At 65.4% G+C, this 18,170-nt stretch carries 17 protein-coding genes; 3 read left to right on the top strand and 14 right to left on the bottom strand.

The genetic code is table 11. The annotated features are described in order from the left end of the window. Nucleotides 1-3: 3 nt before the first annotated feature. The 3 genes from ctaC to LOC56_RS08490 all read right to left on the bottom strand — a co-directional run bounded on the left by ctaC (nt 4) and on the right by LOC56_RS08490 (nt 3,000). Nucleotides 4-861 (bottom strand): aa3-type cytochrome oxidase subunit II, encoded by an 858-nt coding sequence (ctaC, locus tag LOC56_RS08500; protein ID WP_229951840.1) that lies wholly within the window; start codon nt 859-861, stop codon nt 4-6. 182 nt (nt 862-1,043) lie between these two features. Further along, nucleotides 1,044-1,424 (bottom strand): HesB/IscA family protein, encoded by a 381-nt coding sequence (locus LOC56_RS08495; RefSeq protein ID WP_229951839.1) that lies wholly within the window; start codon nt 1,422-1,424, stop codon nt 1,044-1,046. 160 nt (nt 1,425-1,584) lie between these two features. Beyond that, a complete protein-coding gene (locus tag LOC56_RS08490; RefSeq protein ID WP_229951838.1) occupies nt 1,585-3,000 on the bottom strand; it encodes a dipeptidase in 1,416 nt (471 codons plus the stop codon). A gap of 38 nt (nt 3,001-3,038) precedes the next feature. Here LOC56_RS08490 and LOC56_RS08485 point away from each other — a divergent pair, with 38 nt between their 5' ends. Beyond that, nucleotides 3,039-3,632 (top strand): DUF3043 domain-containing protein, encoded by a 594-nt coding sequence (locus tag LOC56_RS08485; protein ID WP_229951837.1) that lies wholly within the window; start codon nt 3,039-3,041, stop codon nt 3,630-3,632. Nucleotides 3,633-3,698: 66 nt separating this feature from the next. On the opposite strand, the gene LOC56_RS08480 is transcribed toward LOC56_RS08485, so the two are convergent. Continuing rightward, nucleotides 3,699-4,769, bottom strand: coding sequence for a quinone-dependent dihydroorotate dehydrogenase (locus LOC56_RS08480; RefSeq protein ID WP_229951836.1), 1,071 nt, complete (start codon nt 4,767-4,769; stop codon nt 3,699-3,701). A gap of 78 nt (nt 4,770-4,847) precedes the next feature. Here LOC56_RS08480 and LOC56_RS08475 point away from each other — a divergent pair, with 78 nt between their 5' ends. Then, nucleotides 4,848-5,846, top strand: coding sequence for an alpha/beta hydrolase (locus LOC56_RS08475; RefSeq protein ID WP_229951835.1), 999 nt, complete (start codon nt 4,848-4,850; stop codon nt 5,844-5,846). Here the strand turns inward: LOC56_RS08475 and LOC56_RS08470 are convergent. The 8 genes from LOC56_RS08470 to LOC56_RS08435 form a co-directional block, all read right to left on the bottom strand. After that, nucleotides 5,830-6,675, bottom strand: coding sequence for an isoprenyl transferase (locus LOC56_RS08470; protein WP_442860082.1), 846 nt, complete (start codon nt 6,673-6,675; stop codon nt 5,830-5,832). The two genes, LOC56_RS08475 and LOC56_RS08470, sit on opposite strands and share 17 nt — an antisense overlap. 41 nt (nt 6,676-6,716) lie before the next feature. Further along, the gene (gene recO / locus LOC56_RS08465; RefSeq protein WP_229951834.1) at nt 6,717-7,466 is read right to left on the bottom strand and encodes a DNA repair protein RecO; all 750 of its coding nucleotides are present in this window, start codon (nt 7,464-7,466) and stop codon (nt 6,717-6,719) included. Between the two features lie 67 nt (nt 7,467-7,533). Continuing rightward, nucleotides 7,534-9,276 carry a 2-isopropylmalate synthase gene (gene leuA / locus LOC56_RS08460; RefSeq protein ID WP_229951833.1) on the bottom strand — a complete coding sequence of 581 codons (1,743 nt, stop codon included), beginning with the start codon at nt 9,274-9,276 and terminating at the stop codon, nt 7,534-7,536. A 176-nt stretch (nt 9,277-9,452) separates the two neighbouring features. Next, complete coding sequence (locus LOC56_RS08455) at nt 9,453-10,976, bottom strand: LCP family protein (protein WP_229951832.1); 1,524 nt, start codon at nt 10,974-10,976, stop codon at nt 9,453-9,455. Nucleotides 10,977-11,066: 90 nt separating this feature from the next. After that, nucleotides 11,067-11,996, bottom strand: coding sequence for a GTPase Era (gene era, locus LOC56_RS08450; protein WP_229951831.1), 930 nt, complete (start codon nt 11,994-11,996; stop codon nt 11,067-11,069). Beyond that, entirely contained in the window at nt 11,989-13,293 is a 1,305-nt protein-coding gene (locus LOC56_RS08445; RefSeq protein WP_442860087.1) for a hemolysin family protein, read from the bottom strand. The genes era and LOC56_RS08445 overlap by 8 nt, the downstream gene beginning before the upstream one ends. A gap of 20 nt (nt 13,294-13,313) precedes the next feature. Next, complete coding sequence (ybeY, locus tag LOC56_RS08440; RefSeq protein WP_229951829.1) at nt 13,314-13,790, bottom strand: rRNA maturation RNase YbeY; 477 nt, start codon at nt 13,788-13,790, stop codon at nt 13,314-13,316. After that, nucleotides 13,787-14,884 carry a PhoH family protein gene (locus tag LOC56_RS08435; RefSeq protein ID WP_442860086.1) on the bottom strand — a complete coding sequence of 366 codons (1,098 nt, stop codon included), beginning with the start codon at nt 14,882-14,884 and terminating at the stop codon, nt 13,787-13,789. The genes ybeY and LOC56_RS08435 overlap by 4 nt, the downstream gene beginning before the upstream one ends. Nucleotides 14,885-15,265: 381 nt before the next feature. Here LOC56_RS08435 and LOC56_RS08430 point away from each other — a divergent pair, with 381 nt between their 5' ends. After that, nucleotides 15,266-16,237: a GerMN domain-containing protein gene (locus tag LOC56_RS08430; protein WP_229951827.1), complete on the top strand. Its 972-nt coding sequence runs from the start codon at nt 15,266-15,268 to the stop codon at nt 16,235-16,237. Nucleotides 16,238-16,252: 15 nt separating this feature from the next. On the opposite strand, the gene LOC56_RS08425 is transcribed toward LOC56_RS08430, so the two are convergent. Next, nucleotides 16,253-17,020 carry a 16S rRNA (uracil(1498)-N(3))-methyltransferase gene (locus LOC56_RS08425; RefSeq protein ID WP_229951826.1) on the bottom strand — a complete coding sequence of 256 codons (768 nt, stop codon included), beginning with the start codon at nt 17,018-17,020 and terminating at the stop codon, nt 16,253-16,255. A 1-nt stretch (nt 17,021) separates the two neighbouring features. Next, a complete protein-coding gene (gene dnaJ, locus LOC56_RS08420) occupies nt 17,022-18,161 on the bottom strand; it encodes a molecular chaperone DnaJ (RefSeq protein ID WP_229951825.1) in 1,140 nt (379 codons plus the stop codon). Nucleotides 18,162-18,170: the final 9 nt, after the last annotated feature.

Genomic DNA, 18,170 nt, shown 5'->3' with positions numbered 1-18,170 from the left:
CACCTACTTCCTAACTTCGCTAGATTCTGAGTTGTACTGGCGGTCGTAGTCCTCGTCGACCTGCCCGGTGGGCAGTCCGGCTACGTACTCGTCGTACTCGGCTTCGGTGACAACCTTGACGTTGAAGAGCATTTCGGAGTGGTACTCACCGCAGAGCTCGGCGCACTTACCGTCGAAGGTTCCGGTCTTACCGGTTTCGAGGGTGATGACATTGGTGCGGCCGGGGTAGACGTCCATCTTCTGCAGGAACGCAGGCACCCAGAAGGAGTGCTGGACGTCGCGGGTGTTGAGCTGCAGCTCGATGGTCTGGTCAACAGGGAGCACCAGCGTGGGGAACTCATCCTGCTCGACTTCCTGGCCGTCGAGGTTTACCTGAACGCCCTGGTAGTACTTGTCTTCGTTGACATAGTTGAAGTCCCAGGACCACTGCTTGGCGCGCACATCAATGATGACCCGGTCCGGGTCATCGCTGGTTGCATTGATTGCCTTGATGTCCTGGTTGGTGAAGTAGAACAACACCAGAACCATGAACAGCGGCACGGCCGTGTAGAAAATCTCCAGCGGCAGGTTGTAGCTGAGCTGGCGCGGGTACCCGGTCTCGTTCTTGCGGCGGCGGTAGGCAACCATGCACCACAGGATCAAAGCCCAGGTGAGGATACCAACAGCCAAGGCAGCGATCCACGAGTTGACCCAAAGGTCAATGATCCGGCCGGTGTGGTTAGTGGTGTCGCGGTCCGTCGGCAACCAGCCCGTTTGAGCCTCCGATGAACACCCCGATAAAAACAACGCGCCGGCCGACGTTGCGGCTGAGATCTTTAAGATCCTGGCGCGTCGGCTGCTGGTTCGGTCCTGCGAACTCACAGACGGCCCTTCCTCTTGTTGCGTGCAAGTGCTGTCCGTACGGAGACAAAAAAGTTCCCGTTTACGGACATTAGTTTTACTACTACGTGTAGAGCTTACCCGTACGCGCGGCGATCCAGTGACAGATCACCGCCGCGCCGGGCGTTTAATGCTCCTATTGCGGGCCGCCGCAGCCATGGTTCCTAGTGGAAGGAATCTCCACAGGCGCATGAGCCGCCGGCATTGGGGTTGTCGATGGTGAACCCCTGCTTCGAGATGGTGTCCTCGAAGTCGATCGATGCGCCGGACAGGTAGGGGACGCTCATCTTGTCCACGATGACCTCGACGCCGTCGAAGTCACGGACGGCATCGCCGTCGAGGACGCGCTCGTCGAAGTAGAGCTGGTAGATGAGTCCCGAGCAGCCTCCGGGCTGGACTGCCACACGGAGACGGAGGTCGGTGCGGCCTTCCTGCTCCAGCAGGCTGCGGACCTTCTGTGCGGCTACATCAGACAGCAGTACTTCGTGTACGGGCAGCTCGGCCTCTGCTGCAGCGGTCGTGTTTTCGCTGGTGGAAACGCTCATAGTTTCTCTCTTTCCTCAGCTGGTCTTTCCGCGTGCACGCCTTGAATCGCCTGCCGCGGGCCGGACCAGTGTCTCAATGGTACGTCTGCTGGCCCCCAACGATCTAACAGGTGCCGGGCCTAAAAGAATTCCCGCCCGGCACCTGCTTTGGTCCTTTTTCCTAGCCTGCAACGGCTCCAAGGCGGGCGAGGAGCAGCGCTTCGGCCAGGATGGCGTTCCGGAAGTCGCCCAGGTCCAGTGATTCGTTGGCGCTGTGGGCACGTGAATCCGGATCCTCGACGCCGGTGATCAGGATCTGCGCCTCCGGGAACAATTCCACGAGGTCCGAGATGAACGGGATGGATCCGCCCATGCCCGATTCCACCGGCTCCACTCCCCACGCCCGTTCGAGGGCCCACAACGCGGTGCGTGCGGCGCTGGCAGTGGTGTCGGTGGCGAAGGCATTGCCCTGCTCCCCCGGTGTGAAGGTGACCTTGGCACCGAAGGGAGCATGAGCCTGGACGTGTGCCTCGACGGCTGCCATGGCCTCCTCCGGGCTCTGCCCGGGGGCCAGGCGCAGACTGAACTTCGCGCGGGCCTTGGGCTGGATGGTGTTGGAGGACATCGCCACGGTCGGTACATCTATGCCGATGATCGACAGGGCGGGTTTGGTCCACAGCCGGGAGGCAATGGAGCCCGTTCCGGCGAGCCGGACGCCGTCGAGCAGCGACGAATCGGCACGGAAGTCCGCCTCGGGGTACTCCACGGCGGCGTCGTCACCGGACACGAGTCCGGCGATGGCGACGTCGCCGGCGTCGTCATGGAACGTCGCAATCAGCCGGGCCAACAGGGTGGGCGCGTCCAGCACCGGACCGCCGAACATCCCGGAGTGCACGGCGTGGTCCAGCACCTGCACCTCCACGGTGCCGTCCACCAACCCGCGCAGGCTCGTGGTGAGCGCCGGTACACCTACCTTCCAGTTGCCCGAATCGGCAACCACAATAACGTCGGCGCGGAGCAGGTCCTGGTAGGTCTCCAGGAAGGTGCGGAAGGTCGGGGATCCAGCCTCTTCCTCACCTTCGATGAACAGGGTGACGCCGACGCCGGACTCCTCCCCCAGGACGTCCTCCAGGGCACGCAGTGCACCGATATGCGCCATGATGCCGGCCTTGTCATCAGCAGCGCCGCGGCCGTAGAGCCGTCCGTTGCGCTCTTCGGCGGTGAAGGGGTCGGATTCCCAGAGGTCCGGGTCCCCGGGCGGCTGGACATCGTGGTGGGCGTACAGCAGGACGGTGGGCGCGCCGGCCCGCGCAGGGCGGCGGGCGACGACGGCGGGGCCGCCGGGGGTGCCGTTGTTGTCCACGCGGAGCACGTGGACGTCTTCGATGCCGGCTTCGCGGACCAGCTCGGCGACGGCGGCGGCACTGCGGTTCAGGTGCTCGGGATCAAAGGAGTCCCACGCGATGCCCGGGATGCTCACCAGGGACTTGAGCTGCTCGACGGTCCGCGGGAAATCCGCGGCCACGCTGGCACGGAGGGCGTCCTCATGGACATCCGCGGATGAGGGATTTGCGTCTGGAGTGGGGTTGGAAGTCATAGCCAAAACCCTACAATCTTTCACGGTATCCTTGGGATGTGTTCGGACGAAAGAAAGAAGCGCCCACCGCGCAGGAAACTGTGGACCAGGCAGCTGCCGCTGACCAGGCAGCCAACGTACGGGTGGGCAAGGGTGCCCCGACGCCCCGCCGCAAGGACCAGGTAGCCGCCCGCCGGCGGCCGTTGGTTCCTGATGACCGGAAGGCGGCCAAGGCTGCCAACCGCGAGGCACTCCGGGAGGAGCGGATGAAGACCCGCCGCGCCCTGGACACCGGCGATGAGCGTTACCTTCCCCTCCGGGACAAGGGCCCCAACCGGCGGTTTGTCCGGGACATTGTTGATGCCCGCTGGAACATCGGCGAATTCATCATGATCGCTGCGCTGGTCTTCGTCCTGTTCAGCTTCATCCCGAGCGTCGATGTCCAGCTGATTGTGATGGCTGCCTTCTGGGTGCTGATCCTTTTGGTCATTGCGGACAGCTTTATGCTGCGCCGGCAGATCCGGAAGCGCCTGACGGCCAAGTTCGGCGGACCCAACCCCGGTGATGTCTGGTACGGGGTTTCCCGTTCCCTGCAGCTGCGGCGTTTCCGCCTGCCCAAGCCGCAGGTCCGCCGCGGCCAGTACCCCTCCTAAAGGTTTCCCAAGACAACTTCCGTATAAAAAATGAAAGGGCCGCCCTCGGGCGGCCCTTTCATTGCGTTAACGGCGGGACCGGGCCAGGCCCCGATTAATCCGTGCCGCCCAGAAAGGACCCTCATACAGGAACGCGGTGTACCCCTGCACCAGGACCGCACCGGCATCGAGGCGCTCCTGCACATCGGCAGCCGTTTCCACTCCCCCGACGGAAATGATGGCCGGACCGTCCTCCCCCAGCCCGGCGCGCAGCCGCCGCAGCACCTCGAGGGACCGTTTCTTCAGCGGTGCACCGCTGAGCCCGCCGACGCCGCAGGCAATGACGCGCTCCGGGTCGGTCACCAGGTTTTCCCGGGTGATGGTGGTGTTGGTGGCGATCACCCCGTCCAGCTTCAGGGACAGGGCGAGCTCGGCGACGTCGTCAATGTCCGCGTCGCTCAGGTCCGGGGCGATCTTGACCAGAAGCGGGACGTGCCGGCCGGCGGCCTCGTCTGCGGCGCTGCCCACCTGGGCCAGCAGCGGCCGCAGAGTGGAAATGTCCTGCAGCAGCCGCAGCCCGGGCGTGTTGGGTGAGCTGACGTTTACGGCGAGGTAGTCCGCATACGGGGCGAGGTTCCGGGTGCTGGCGAGGTAGTCCTCAACGGCGTCCGCGAGCTCGACGGTCTTGGTCTTGCCGATATTGACACCGATGACGGGGCGCGGCGTCCCGAAGGCTTTTGCCAGTGCCTGCCGGGCCTTGTCCAGCCGGGGCGCCACAGCCGCGGCGCCGTCATTGTTGAAGCCCATCCGGTTGATCACCGCCCGGTCCTCGACCAGGCGGAACAGGCGCGGCTTCGGATTGCCCGGCTGCGCGGAGGCGGTCACGGTACCCACCTCCACGTGTCCGAAGCCCAGGTTGCAGAGGGCAACAATGCCCGAGCCTTCCTTGTCGAATCCTGCAGCCAACCCGAACGGGGACGGAAACGTAAGGCCCAGTGCCTCGGTCCGCAGTACCGGGGCAGGGCGCATCAGGCGGCGCAGTACCGGTCCGGCCGGCGTGCGGGCGGCGGCACGGATCAGGACAAAACCGATCCGGTGGGCCAGTTCGGGGTCCATGCCCGAGAAAACGAGCCGGAAGAAGGCGGGATAGATGCGCATACGTCAAAGATTGCAGAACCTGCACCGTGTGCCAAACCCCAACGGCAAACCGGCGCGCGGTCGGCTAATGTCGGTTGCATGCGCCGGAAACACCCCACTTGGAAACCTGATGTTCTCGGCGACGGGTTCCGCAGCCTGACCCTCGAGCTTGGGGAAGACGACGAAGGCCCGGTGGTTGCCACCCTGGTTTCGTACTGTCCGCCGGTTCCGCCCGTCCCGGCCGAAGGCAAAATCGATGCCGTCCTGTACCTGCACGGATGGAGTGACTATTTCTTCCAGGCGGACCTGGCCCGGTTCTGGGCCGAGCAGGGTGCGGCCTTCTACGCCCTCGACCTGCGCAAGTACGGCAGAAGCCTGCGCCCGGGGCAGTCGGAGGGCTATGTGAGCGACCTGGCGGAGTACGACGCCGATATCGAGGCGGCGCTCGAGGCTATGGAGGCCGATATCCAGGCCCGTTTCGGCGCGGGCATGCGCACCACGCTGATGGCACACTCAACCGGCGGGCTGGTCGCCGCACTCTGGGCCGACCGTTTCCCCGAGCGCCTGCAGGCACTGATCCTGAACAGTCCATGGCTGGAACTCAGCGGCAGTTCCATGCTCCGCTTCGCCACCAACGGCCTGCTGGAACCGGTCGCCCGCCGGAGGCCCCGTACACGGTTGAAGATCCCTGAGTTCGGTTTCTACTTCCGGAGCATTAGTTCAGCGATGGACGGAGAGTGGGACGTGGATCCGCTCTGGCGGCCGCCGTTCAGCTTCCCGGTCCGCGCCGGCTGGCTCAGGGCTGTGCTCGCGGGCCACGCCCGGGTTGCCCGGGGCCTCGACATCCGGGTCCCGGTGCTGCTGCTGGCCTCTGCGGCCTCCACGATCGCCCCCACATGGAATCCGCTGATGCTGCGCACCGACAGTGTGCTGGACGTAAACCTGATGGTGCAGCGCGGCGTCCTGCTTGGCCCGGAGATCACCGTGTACCGGTTCGACGGTGCCCTGCATGACACCCTGCTTTCCGCGCTGCCCGTCCGCACCCGGGTCTACGAGGGGATCCAGCGCTGGTCCAGGGCCTTTATCCTCCCGCGCTAACTCCTGCCTTGTCAGGTGCAGCGGCAGATGTCTGGCGATCCGCTTCGTCGGCGTCCGTGCCACCGGCCGCCTTGTCTACGGCACCCCCGTACCTGCGGTCCCGGCGGGCGTAGATTTCCACCGCTTCCCACAGGGTCCGCCGGTCTACGTCCGGCCAGAGGGTATCCATAAAGACCATCTCGGCGTACGCGGACTGCCAGAGCATGAAGTTGGAGAACCGCTGCTCCCCCGAGGTGCGCAGGAACAGGTCGACGTCGGGCAGGTCCGGTTCGTCCAGGTATTTCTGGATGGTCTTCTCGGAAATGGATCCCGGCCGCAGCTTGCCTTTCTGGACGTCGGCGGCAATGGCGGCGACGGCGTCGGCGATCTCGGCCCGGCCTCCGTAGTTCACGCACATGTTCAAGGTGCACACGGTGTTGCTGCGGGTTTCCTCTTCCGCAATTTCCAGTTCCCGCACCACGCTTTGCCAAAGCCGCGGACGGCGCCCTGACCAGCGGATCCGTACACCCCACTCGTTGAGCTGGTCCCGCTGCCGGCGCAGCACATCCCGGCTGAAGCCCATGAGGAAGCGGACCTCCTCCGGGGAACGCTTCCAGTTCTCCGTGGAGAACGCGTACACGGAAACATGGCGGATGCCCATCTCGATGGCGCCGGCCATGACGTCCAGCAGCGCTGCCTCCCCGGCGCGGTGTCCCTCGGTCCGGGGCAGCCCGCGCTGGTTCGCCCAGCGGCCGTTGCCGTCCATCACGATCGCCACATGGGCTGGCACCAGTTCGGCCGGAACCTGCGGCGGAACCGCGCCGGAGGGGTGCGGAGCAGGCCTGCTCACGGGTCCTGCCGGCCTGGCAGCGGAAGATTTTGAACGCAAGGTCAGACACGCTCCACATGTTGAAGGGACCGCAGCACCCGTTCCAGGTGCCACTGAAGATATCCGGCCACCAGGCCGGCGGACTCGTGGCGCGGCTGCGGGCCGGAGGCGTCGGCTGTGGGCCAGTCGCCGGTAAGCAGCGCGCCGAGCAGCACCATGGTCTCCGGGGACGGCGACGCCGAGCCGGGCGGCCGGCAGGCGGCACAAACAGCTCCGCCCAGCGGTGCGGAGAACGCGGTGTGCGGGCCAGGGGCCCCGCAGCGTGCACAGTCGGTGAAGCTCGGTGCCCACCCGGCGGTGGACAGGGCGCGCAGCAGATAGGAATCCAGGATCAGCTCCGGGGCGTGGGAACCGCGGCTGAGGGCCGCAAAGGCGCCGATCACCAGCTGGTAGTGGGCCTTGGCGGATTCGCCGTCGATGTCGGTCAGCCGCTCCGCGGTTTCGGCAATGGCGGCCGCGGCCGTGTAGCGGGCGTAATCGGCTGCAATGCCATGCCCGTAGGCGCCCTTGGTCTGGGCCTGGGTCACAATGTCCATGTTTCGGCCGTGCGCGAGCAGCAGCTCGGCGACCATGAAGGGTTCCAGCCGGGCGCCGAACTTGCTTGAAGTCCGTCGAACGCCTTTGGCCACGGCACGGACCTGCCCGTGCTCGCGGGTGAGGAGGACGAGGATGCGGTCCGCTTCGCCCAGCTTATGGGTGCGCAGGACAACCGCGTCATCCCGATAGGTGCGGGATGCAAAGGATTTGGCCACGAAACCTATTTTCCCATGCCCGGGCACGCCCGGCGGACCGCTGCCGCCCGGCGTGCCTCCGGGCAGCCTAGGACTGGTCCCGGATGGCCCGGTTTACGGCCGAGATGACGGCCTTCAACGCGGACATGGTCGTGTTGGGATCGATCCCCACACCCCACAGCACCCGCTCCCCCACGGCCAGCTCAACGTACGCCGCGGCGTGCGCGTTGCCGCTGGCGGACAATGCGTGTTCGGTGTAGTCGAGCAGCCGGACGTCGATCCCGTCCTGGCCCAGGATTTCCAGCAGCGCCGCAATGGGACCGGTTCCGCTGGCCATCCGCCGCTTCACTATGCCGTCCGCGCTCAGGGTGGCGGTGAGGTTGAAGCGCCCGTCGGCAGCCGAGTCCGCGTTTACCGATGTCAGCTCGTAGTGTCCCCAGGCGGCGGCGTCGGACTCCGGTGTGTGCGGCAGGTACTCGTCCTGGAACACCTTCCAGAGCTCTGCTCCGGTGATCTCGCCGCCGGCGGTGTCCGTGCGGCGCTGGATCACTCCGGAGAATTCGATCTGCGCGCGGCGCGGCAGGTCCAGGTTGTGCTCATTCTTGAGCAGGTAGGCCACGCCGCCCTTGCCTGACTGGGAGTTCACGCGGATCACTGCTTCGTAGCTGCGGCCGATGTCCTTCGGATCGATCGGCAGGTAGGGCACGCCCCACTGCAGATCGTTCACCGTCTTGCCGTCCGCGGCGGCCTGGCTCTCCATGGCCTCGAAGCCCTTCTTAATGGCGTCCTGGTGGGAGCCGGAGAAGGCGGTGAAGACCAGGTCCCCGCCGTACGGTGACCGCTCGGGCACGGGGAGCTGGTTGCAGTATTCGACGGTGCGGCGGATCTCGTCCATGTCGGAGAAGTCGATCTGCGGGTCTATGCCGTGGCTGAACAGGTTCATGCCCAGCGTCACCAGGTCCACATTGCCGGTGCGTTCGCCGTTGCCGAACAGGCAGCCTTCGATCCGGTCCGCGCCGGCGAGGTAGCCCAGTTCCGCCGCTGCGACGCCGGTGCCCCGGTCATTGTGCGGGTGCAGGGACAGGATGACGGATTCGCGGTTCGCAATGTTCCGGTGCATCCACTCGATGGAGTCCGCGTAGACATTCGGCGTGGTCATTTCCACTGTCGCCGGAAGATTCAGGATCATCTGCCGGTCGGGGGATGCCTCCAGGACTTCCGCGACCGCGTCGGAGATCCGCAGGGCAAAATCCAGCTCCGTGCCGGTGTACGACTCGGGCGAGTACTCGTAGGTGACGTCGACGCCGCGCAGCTGCTCCTCGTATTTCCTGCACAGGCGCGCACCCGAGAGGGCAATATCCACAATGCCGTCGCGGTCCGTGTTGAACACAACGCGGCGCTGCAGCACCGACGTCGAGTTGTACAGGTGGACGATCGCCCGGTCCGCGCCCTCGAGGGATTCGTAGGTGCGCTCAATCAGGTGCTCCCGGGACTGGGTGAGGACCTGGATGGTGACGTCATCGGGGATCCGGTCCCCCTCGATAAGCTGGCGCACGAAGTCAAAGTCCAGCTGGGAGGCGGAGGGGAAGCCGACCTCGATCTCCTTGAACCCCATCTTCACCAGCAGGTCGAACATCTTATGCTTGCGTTCGGGCGTCATGGGATCGATCAGCGCCTGGTTCCCGTCCCGCAGGTCCACAGCGCACCAGCGCGGTGCCTTGGTGAGGACCTTGTCCGGCCAGGTCCGGTCCGGCAGGTCCACGGCAATCTGCTCGTGGAAGGGGACGTACTTGGTGATCGGCATGCCCGAGGGCTGCTGTGCGTTACGCATGGTGTTTGTCTGGCCTTTTCTAGTCGATCATCAGAAAGAATGGCCGGGCAACACAGACTCCGCAGCGAGGGGCGGCCTAAGCAGGTGCTTGTGTGGCCTCGCCGCGGCAGCTAAGGAGGAGGATCTCTGCGTGCACGTGATCAGACTAACACGCAGCCGTCCAGGTTCCTGAAGAGCTAGTTCCCAAACGCCGTCTGGCACGTAACCTGGGCCGCTGTTTGTCCGTCCAGGTCTCCCAGATCGCCCAGGTCCCCCATGGTGGAACCGCTGGCGAAGTCCGCGCCGATCTCCACGGACACCCCGGTGTAGGCGCCGCTTTGCACCACCTGCACGCCCGGGATATTAAGTGTCCGGGCCACTTCCATGGCCATCTCTTCATATCCGTAGCCGTAGAAGATCTGGGTGGCCGGGCTCTCGGCACCGGCTGTGCCGCCGGCAAGAGCCTGGATGAACCCTTTGGAGGTGAGGTACTCGAGGACCGCGGTGTCGCGGCCGGCGGTGCCCGAAGCGTTGACCAGTGTCACCGGAACCGCAGCAGGGTCGACGGCGGGGGCGGCAGGTTCCGCCGTCCCGGGGGCGGCAGGGGTGCCCGCTTCGGCCGTCTCCGTGGCCTCCGGTGACTCAGTTGCGCCCGCGGTGATGCCCTGGTCGGAAACCAGCGCGTCGAAGAGCGGCTGGGCCTTGTCCTCGTCGAGGACCAGCCGGTTGGTGTCGTATTCATACGGCACCACGGGAGCCGTTACGAAGGCAACGTTGCCGAGGTCAACGTCCTTGAGCCGGGTGGCCAGTGCAACCAGGTCGGGGATGTTCGCAAGCTCTTCGTCCACGGTGAGGTTCTTCGTGACGGTCTCCGCAATGGAATAGAGCTTGGGCAGGTTGTTCAGCGTTCCCTCTTCCTTGACCTTCCGGACCATGGAAGCCAGGAAGCTTTGCTGCGCGCGGATGCGGCCTTCGTCGCCGCCGTTGCCGAACCCGTGCCGGGTCCGGAGGAAGGCAAGGGCCTGCTCGCCCTGGACGCTGCTCACTCCGGCCGGCAGGTTCAGGCCGGAGAGCGGGTCGTCAACGGGCTGGTTGACGCAGACCTCCACGCCGCCGAGGGTGTTCGAAAGTTCCTTTACTGCATCGAAGTCGGCCATCATGAAGTGGTCGATCGACAGGCCGGTGACCTCGTTGATGGCAGCAACGGTGCAGCCGGGTCCGCCGTTACCCAGGGCGCCGTTCAGCTGGCCCAGGTCCATGGCGTCATACACCGTGCCGGATGCGGGATCCTCGCATGCCGGCAGCGGGACCAGAAGATCCCGGGGGAAGCTGACCACGGTGACATTCGAGCGGTCCGCCGTGAGATTCACCAGCATCATAACGTCGGAGTTGTTCGAGTTCTGCCCGTCACGCTGATCGGTGCCGAGCACCAGGATCTGCATGGGATCAGTGTTGGCATCTACCTGCTCCACCGATGTGTCGTCCGACCCAAGGTTCAGGGGCTGGGTATCGAAGTTACCCCTCAGCCTCAGCAGTTGAACGGCGCCGAACACCACCCCGCCGACCAGTACCAGGGCCAGTGCCGCGGCAATGCCTTTCAGCAGCGGGTGGCCGGCGGCGGCACCGCTCGAGAGGTGCCTGCCGCCTGGTTCTGCTGAACCCTTACCTGCAGTCGGTTTTCCCAAGGGGCCGCCGCCCGTTGCGGCACGGCGAGATGACATAGCCGGTCCCCTTCATGAATCAATGTGCTCAAACGAATGCTTCAAAGTGTACGGCCAGATCCCGTGGATACGGGACCGGGCCGCTCCGGACTAGAAACCGAGCTTCACCAGCTGCTTGGGATCCCGCTGCCAGTCCTTGGCGATTTTAACGTGCAGGTCGAGGTACACCTTGGTGCCCAGCAACGCCTCGATACCGCGCCGGGCGGTGGTTCCGACGTCGCGCAGCCGGGACCCGCCGCGGCCAATAATAATGGCCTTCTGCGACGAACGCTCTACGTAAAGGTTGACCCGGACATCCAGCAGCTGATTATCTTCGCTGCGTCCCTCGCGCGGCACAATCTCGTCCACCACCACTGCAAGGGAGTGCGGCAGCTCGTCGCGGACGCCTTCAAGGGCTGCTTCGCGGACCAGCTCAGCCACCATCACGGCTTCGGGCTCGTCGGTCAGTTCGCCGTCCGGGTACAGGGGCGGGGACGCGGGCATGTGCCCCGCCAGGACTTCCGCCACGGTGCCGACCTGGAATCCGTCGGCTGCCGAAACGGGCACGACGTCGGCCCATCCTGCCTCCCCCAGCACTTCATTGCCCAGCGCGGTGACGGACATCAGCTGCTTGGCCAGGGCGGCGCGGTCAACCAGGTCAGTCTTGGTAACCAAGGCAATTACGGGTGTCCGCTTCAGGGCCGCCAGCTGCGCAGCGATGTAGCGGTCGCCGGGGCCCACTGCCTCGTTGGCGGGCAGGCAGAAACCAACGGCGTCAACCTCGGCCAGGGTATCCGCCACCAGCTCGTTCAGCCGCTTGCCCAGCAGGGTCCGCGGACGGTGCAGGCCCGGGGTATCCACCAGGATCACCTGGGAGTCCTCACGGTGGACAATGCCGCGGATGGTGTGCCGGGTGGTCTGCGGCTTGGCGGAAGTGATGGCCACCTTGGAACCGACCAGCGCATTGGTCAGGGTGGACTTTCCGGCGTTGGGCCGGCCCACCAGGGAAACGAATCCTGCGCGGAACTGCGGTTCAGTCATTACGGGGTACCAATTCTGTAGAGCGGGTGCGCGGAGCAGGGTTTCTGCCCTCATCGCTGATTTCTTCGTTTTCCGTGTTCCAGGCCAGCACATGCGAAACACGGTTGCGCCGGCCCTCCAGACGTTCGGCGTGGAGGGCGATGCCTTCGACCACTACCTCGCTGCCGACAATCGGGACGCGGCCCAGGGCCTTGGCCAGGAGGCCGCCCACCGTGTCCACTTCATCATCCTCCAGTTCGACGCCGAACAACTCACCGAGGTCGTCGATGCCGGTCTTGGAGCTGACCCGGTAGCGGCCGTCGCCGAGGCCTTCGATGTCGGGGCGCTCCGAGTCGTACTCGTCCACGATTTCGCCGACAATCTCTTCGATCAGGTCCTCCAGCGTAACCAATCCCGCCGTTCCGCCGTATTCGTCGATGACGATCGCCACGTGCGTGGATTCGCGCTGCAGTTCCTGCAGCAGCTCGCTTACGGCCTTGGACTCCGGAACGTAGCGGACGCTCCGGGCGTAATCCTCGACCTTCTGCACCGAGGCGCGCTCCGGGTCACTGTGTATCTGCGCGGCGACGTCCTTCAGGTAGAGGATGCCCACCAGATGGTCCGCGCTGTCCTCGATCACCGGGACACGGGAATAGCCCGAGCGCAGGAACAGCGACATGGCCTGGCGCAGCGTGCTGCCGGCTTCGATGCACACCATGTCCGTGCGCGGGACCATGACGGACCGGACCTTGGTGTCGCCGAGTTCAAAGACCGAGTGGATCAGTTCCGCCTCGGTATCCTCGATCATGTCCGCATCGGACGCACGGTCCAGCAGTTCCCGGAATTCCTCTTCCGTGAAGAACGCGGCATCGGGTCCCTGGGTGCCGGGGGCGACGGCGGTGCCGAGGCGGACGAGCCATCCCGGGATCGGTCCCAGGACCGTCCGCAGCACACGGACCAGTCCGGCCGTGAGTACGACGACGGCCGTGACGTGCTTGCGTCCGATCTGTCTTGGCGAGACGCCCACGAGGACAAAACCGACGGCAGCCATGGTCACCGTGGCAAGCAGGCCTGCCAGCCAGATATTGTCCAGCAGCAGCTGGAAGAGCGTCGCCACGGAGACGGCCATGGCCATTTCGAACCAGACGCGCCAGAACCGCAGCGCGTGCATGTGTGCCACCGGGTGCGCCAGGATACGGCGCAGCGGGGCTCCTGCCTTGCCGTGGAGCAGCGCTTCGGCGTCCTGCCGGGGCAGATAGCCGTATGCCGATTCCGCGGCGGTCAGCAGGCCCGCCAGGACCATGAAAGCCATGGCCATGACGATGAGGACACCAATGCTCAACTTCGGGTCTCCTTGGGTGCCTGTTTACCCAGGTAGGCGGAAAGGAGGCGGCGCTGGAGACCGAACATCTCCTTCTCATCCTCCGGCTCGGCGTGGTCGTAGCCCAGCAGGTGAAGGACGCCGTGGGTGGTCAGGAGCAGCAGCTCCTCACCGGTGCTGTGGCCGGCGTCGGCGGCCTGCCGGGCCGCCACCTGGGGGCACAGCACAATGTCGCCAAGGACGCCGGCGGGGGTTATCCGGCCGGCGGTTCCGGGGCGCAGTTCGTCCATCGGGAAGGACAGCACATCCGTGGGACCGGGCAGGTCCATCCACTCGATGTGCAGCTTCTCAATGGCGTCCTCGTCCACGAGGATGATGGACAGGTCTGCTTCCGGATGGACGTACAGGCTGTCCAGGAGGTACCTGCCCAGCCGGGCGAGTTCCTCTTCATCGACAGCCGGTGCACTGGATTCGTTGTTCACTTCGATGCTCATGCGCGGGCCTCCCGGCTGCGTCCGGCACTGGAGTGGCCGTTGCTGTTGGACCGGGCGCCGTCGTTGGACCGGGCGCCGTCGTTGGACCGGGCGCCGTCTCCGCGGGCTGCCCCGGAGCGCCGGACCTCGTCCCATTCGCTGTAGGCCGTGACAATGTCACTGACGAGGCGGTGCCGGACAACGTCCACTGCCTGCAGTTCCGAGAATGCGACGTCGTCGATGCCGCCCAGGATGTCGTGGACAATCCGCAGGCCGGAGGCGGTGCCGCCGGGCAGGTCCACTTGGGTAACGTCGCCGGTGACGACCATCTTGGAGCCGAAGCCGAGACGGGTGAGGAACATCTTCATCTGCTCGGGCGTGGTGTTCTGGGCTTCATCGAGGATGATGAACGCATCGTTGAGCGTCCGGCCGCGCATGTAGGCCAGGGGCGCCACTTCAATGGTGCCGGCGGCCATCAGGCGGGGAATCGACTCGGGGTCCATCATGTCGTGGAGGGCGTCGTAGAGCGGCCGCAGGTACGGGTCGATCTTGTCGCTCAGGGTCCCCGGAAGGAAACCGAGCCGCTCCCCCGCTTCCACGGCCGGACGGGTGAGGATGATCCGGTTGACCTCTTTTTGCTGCAGGGCCTGCACCGCCTTGGCCATGGCCAGGTACGTCTTGCCGGTGCCCGCAGGACCGATGCCGAAAACAACCGTGTTGCGGTCAATCGCATCCACGTAGTTCTTCTGGTTCAGGGTCTTGGGCCGAATGGTCTTGCCCCGGGTGGAGAGGATGTTCTGCGTAAGGACATCGGCCGGGCGGTGCGTGCTCTGGTCCTTGAGCATGCTGATCAACTGCTCGAGAACCTGCGGTGTGACCCGGGTCTGGTGACGGGCCAGTACACGGACTTCATTGACCAGGCGTACGGTCTGCTCCACCTCCGCGGCGGGGCCGGACACGGACAGTTCGTTGCCGCGCACCATCAGGCTTACCTCGGGATTTGCCGTCTCAATGATCCTGAGCGCCTCATCGTTGGCACCCAGCGACTGGACCATGTGTTCCGTGGAGTCAAAGACTATTGTCTGGTTGTCCAGCCGAACGGTGCCGATTTCCATTGAAGATTCGGTCATATAGACGGCCCTTTCAGGCCTTTCATCGCCCCTTATAGAGTCTGGTTTTAAAAGTTCATCGAACTTTTTACGGTGGTGACGGTTGGTTCAGGTATCCGTCCCACGAAAGCAAACGCCCTGATGCGGGCGATTATTTCCCCTGAGCCCGGGTGCGGCCTCTGCGCGCCGCGCACCGCACGCTACCTAAATCTTACTTGATGCACCCCCCGGCGCACGGAACAGCATCCGGTTTTATCTCGGCCCCGCAACGGTGATGTCTCAATCGTGTTTCAGTCCGGGCGCAGGCCCGTCCACAGCGCGGGCGGGCCCCAAAGCATGTGCAAAGGTTGAAGACGTACGTTTTCGAGTTACCCCTTAGGAGGATGGATGGACGCCGGATCCAACAACGCAACGTCCTGTCTCCGAGGGCTTAGCCAGCGGTATTTCCTGGCCGGTTCGCTGGTGGCCGCGGCTGCACTGGGGCTGGGTGGATGCGGCGTTGTAGCCGAGAATCCCACCATCACGATGCCCTCGTCCTTCGACGCCGGCGAGGCCCCCGCCGCTGCTCCCATGACCGTCTCCCCGCCGGCGGAAGCGAGTTCCGTCGGAACCCTCATGCCGGTGTACTGGCTGGGACGAAACGACTCGACGGTCAGTCTCTACCGTGAGTTCCTTCACTCGGACAACACCGGTGATCCCATCGGTGAGGCAGTTCAGGCCATGACGGCGGACAAGCCGCTGGACCAGGACTACTTCACTCCCTGGCACGCGGCGGACAGTGTCACCGCCTCCATTTCCAGCAAGAACGTTATTACCGTGGACATCTCCTCGGATGCGTTCAAGGGCTCCCTTGACTCAGGCATGGCCCACCGTGCAGTGCAGCAGCTGGTCTACACCGCCACGGCGGCAGCCGCCAACGCGGATTTGACCACCGTGGGACAGGAAAGCAGCGTGGCGATCCTGGTGGACGGCAAGGAGGGGTACCGCGCGTTCGGCCATGTCCCCCTGGAGGAGCCCCTGAACAGGGACCCCGCACTGGTGGCACCGATCTGGGTGATTGATCCGCAGGAATCGGAGATCCGCGGCACGGATGTCGAGGTCAGCGGAACTGCGGTGGCGCAGACGACTGAACTGCATTGGCGGGCCGAACCCATAGTGGACGGCAGGCCGTCATCCGGGGCTGCGGCTTCCGGCAGCGTGGAACTGGACAAGGCGCCCGGCAAGACCGGCGAATTCAGCTTCACTGCTTCCCTCGCCCCGGGTGAATACAGCCTTCGGGTCTACTACACCGGGCAGGAGACCGCCGGGGATTCCAAGCGCATTACGGTCTCTGCTTCCCCGCAGGATCCGGGGCACTAGCCGGGCGGGCTTCCTCTACCAGCGGCCGAGCAGTTGATGCAGCACGGCCAGCGCCGCCGGCCCCGCCGTGGAGGAACGCAGCACGTGCGGTCCCAGCCGGACTGCGACGGCCCCGACGCCGCGCAGCGCTTCCAACTCGGCGGGACTGATGCCGCCTTCCGGACCTACGACTACCGCAATGGATGCGGAGGCGTCGTCCGGACCGCGCCTGCCGAGGTCCCGCACCGCATCCGCCAGCGGTACATCGGCCTCCTCATGGAGCACGAGGACAAGGTCAAGTTCCGCCAGCCGGGCCGGCAGGGCACGGCTGTCCAGGGCGGGCTCCACCGCAGGGATGCGGGAACGGCGGGACTGCTTGGCCGCGGCCAAGGTGAGGGCCTGCCACTTGGCCTGTCCCTTGGCCGCTTTCTCGGCCCGCCACCGGACAATGCTGCGGTCGGATTGCCACGGGATGACGGTGTCCACTCCCAGCTCCGTCGCGGCTTCCACTGCCTGCTCGTCCCGGTCCCCCTTGGCCAGTGCCTGCACCAGGAGGAACCGTTCGGGGGCAACCGGTTCGTCGAGAACGTCTGCCACCCGCAGTTCCAGAAGGGACGCACCGGTTTCCGTCACCGTGCCGGTGAGCCGGCGTCCGGCGCCGTCGACCACGTCCACGCTTTCACCGGCTTCGAGGCGCTTCACCGACACCGCGTGCCGCGCCTCCGGCCCCTCTAGGCGGAAGATGTCTCCGGGCCCGGCCGCCGCCACCTGCGCCGGGTCACCGAAGAAAATCGGGTTGGTCATCTCAGAGGTTGCCCAGACGGTCCCGCAGCTTGGCGAAGACGCCGTTGCCGGAGCTGTTCAGCTTTCCTTCGCTGTATTCCTCACCGCGCAGCTTGGCGAGCCGGCGGAGCAGTTCCTCCTGCTCGGAGTCCAGCTTCTGCGGGGTTTCCACGTGCAGGTGCACCCGGAGATCGCCGCGGCCGTGGCCACGCAGGTGCGTGACGCCCAGGTCATTGAGGACGGACACCTCGCCGGACTGGGTGCCGGGCTTCACGGTGATTTCACGTTCGCCGTCGAAGGTCTCCAGTGCAACCGTGGTTCCCAGCGCTGCGGCCGTCATGGGGATGGTGAGTGTTGCGTGCAGATCATCGCCGTCGCGGAGGAACGTCGGGTCATTGTTGACCCGGATCTCCACGTAGAGATCGCCGGCGGGGCCGCCGGCCATCCCGGCTTCGCCCTGTCCGCCGAGCTGGATCCGGGTACCGGTGGCGACGCCGGCGGGGATCTTGATGGTCAGGGTGCGCCGGTTGCGGACGCGGCCTTCTCCCGAGCACTCGTGGCAGGGGTCCGGGATAACGGTGCCGAAGCCGTTGCAGGTACCGCAGGGCGCCGAGGTCATGACCTGTCCCAGGATGGATCGGACGGCCCGCTGGACCTGACCGGTGCCGTGGCAGATGTCGCAGGTGCGCGGGGAGGTTCCGGGCTGGCAGCAGGAGCCGTCACAGGTGGGGCAGACGACTGCAGTGTCGACGTCGATCTTCTTGTTGGTGCCGAAGACAGCGTCCTTGAGGTCGATCCGGACGTTGATCAGGGCATCCTGTCCGCGTCGGCTGCGTGAGGCCGGTCCGCGTCCACCGCCCGGGGCGCCGCCGCCGAAGAAGGTGTCGAAAATGTCCTGGAAGCCGAAGCCCTGGGCACCGAAGCCGCCGCCGCCGAAGCCGTTGTCGTTGCCGTTCTCGTTGCCCGTGGTGTCGTAGATCCGCCGTTTTTCCGGGTCGGAAAGAACCTCGTAGGCGTGCGATACGGCTTTGAATTCGTCCGAGGCACCCGGAGCGTTGTTGACGTCCGGGTGCAGCTTGCGGGCTAGCTTCCGGTACGCCTTCTTGATTTCTTCACCGGTGGCGTCTCGTCCGACACCCAGAACCTGGTAGTGATCGCTCACTCGTGCACA

The organism is Arthrobacter sp. zg-Y179, from assembly GCF_020907345.1.
In the GTDB taxonomy this organism is placed as follows: Bacteria; Actinomycetota; Actinomycetes; order Actinomycetales; family Micrococcaceae; genus Arthrobacter_B; species Arthrobacter_B jinronghuae.
Note: the sequence above shows the minus strand (reverse complement) of the source record. Positions and strands in the feature narration are given on the sequence as shown.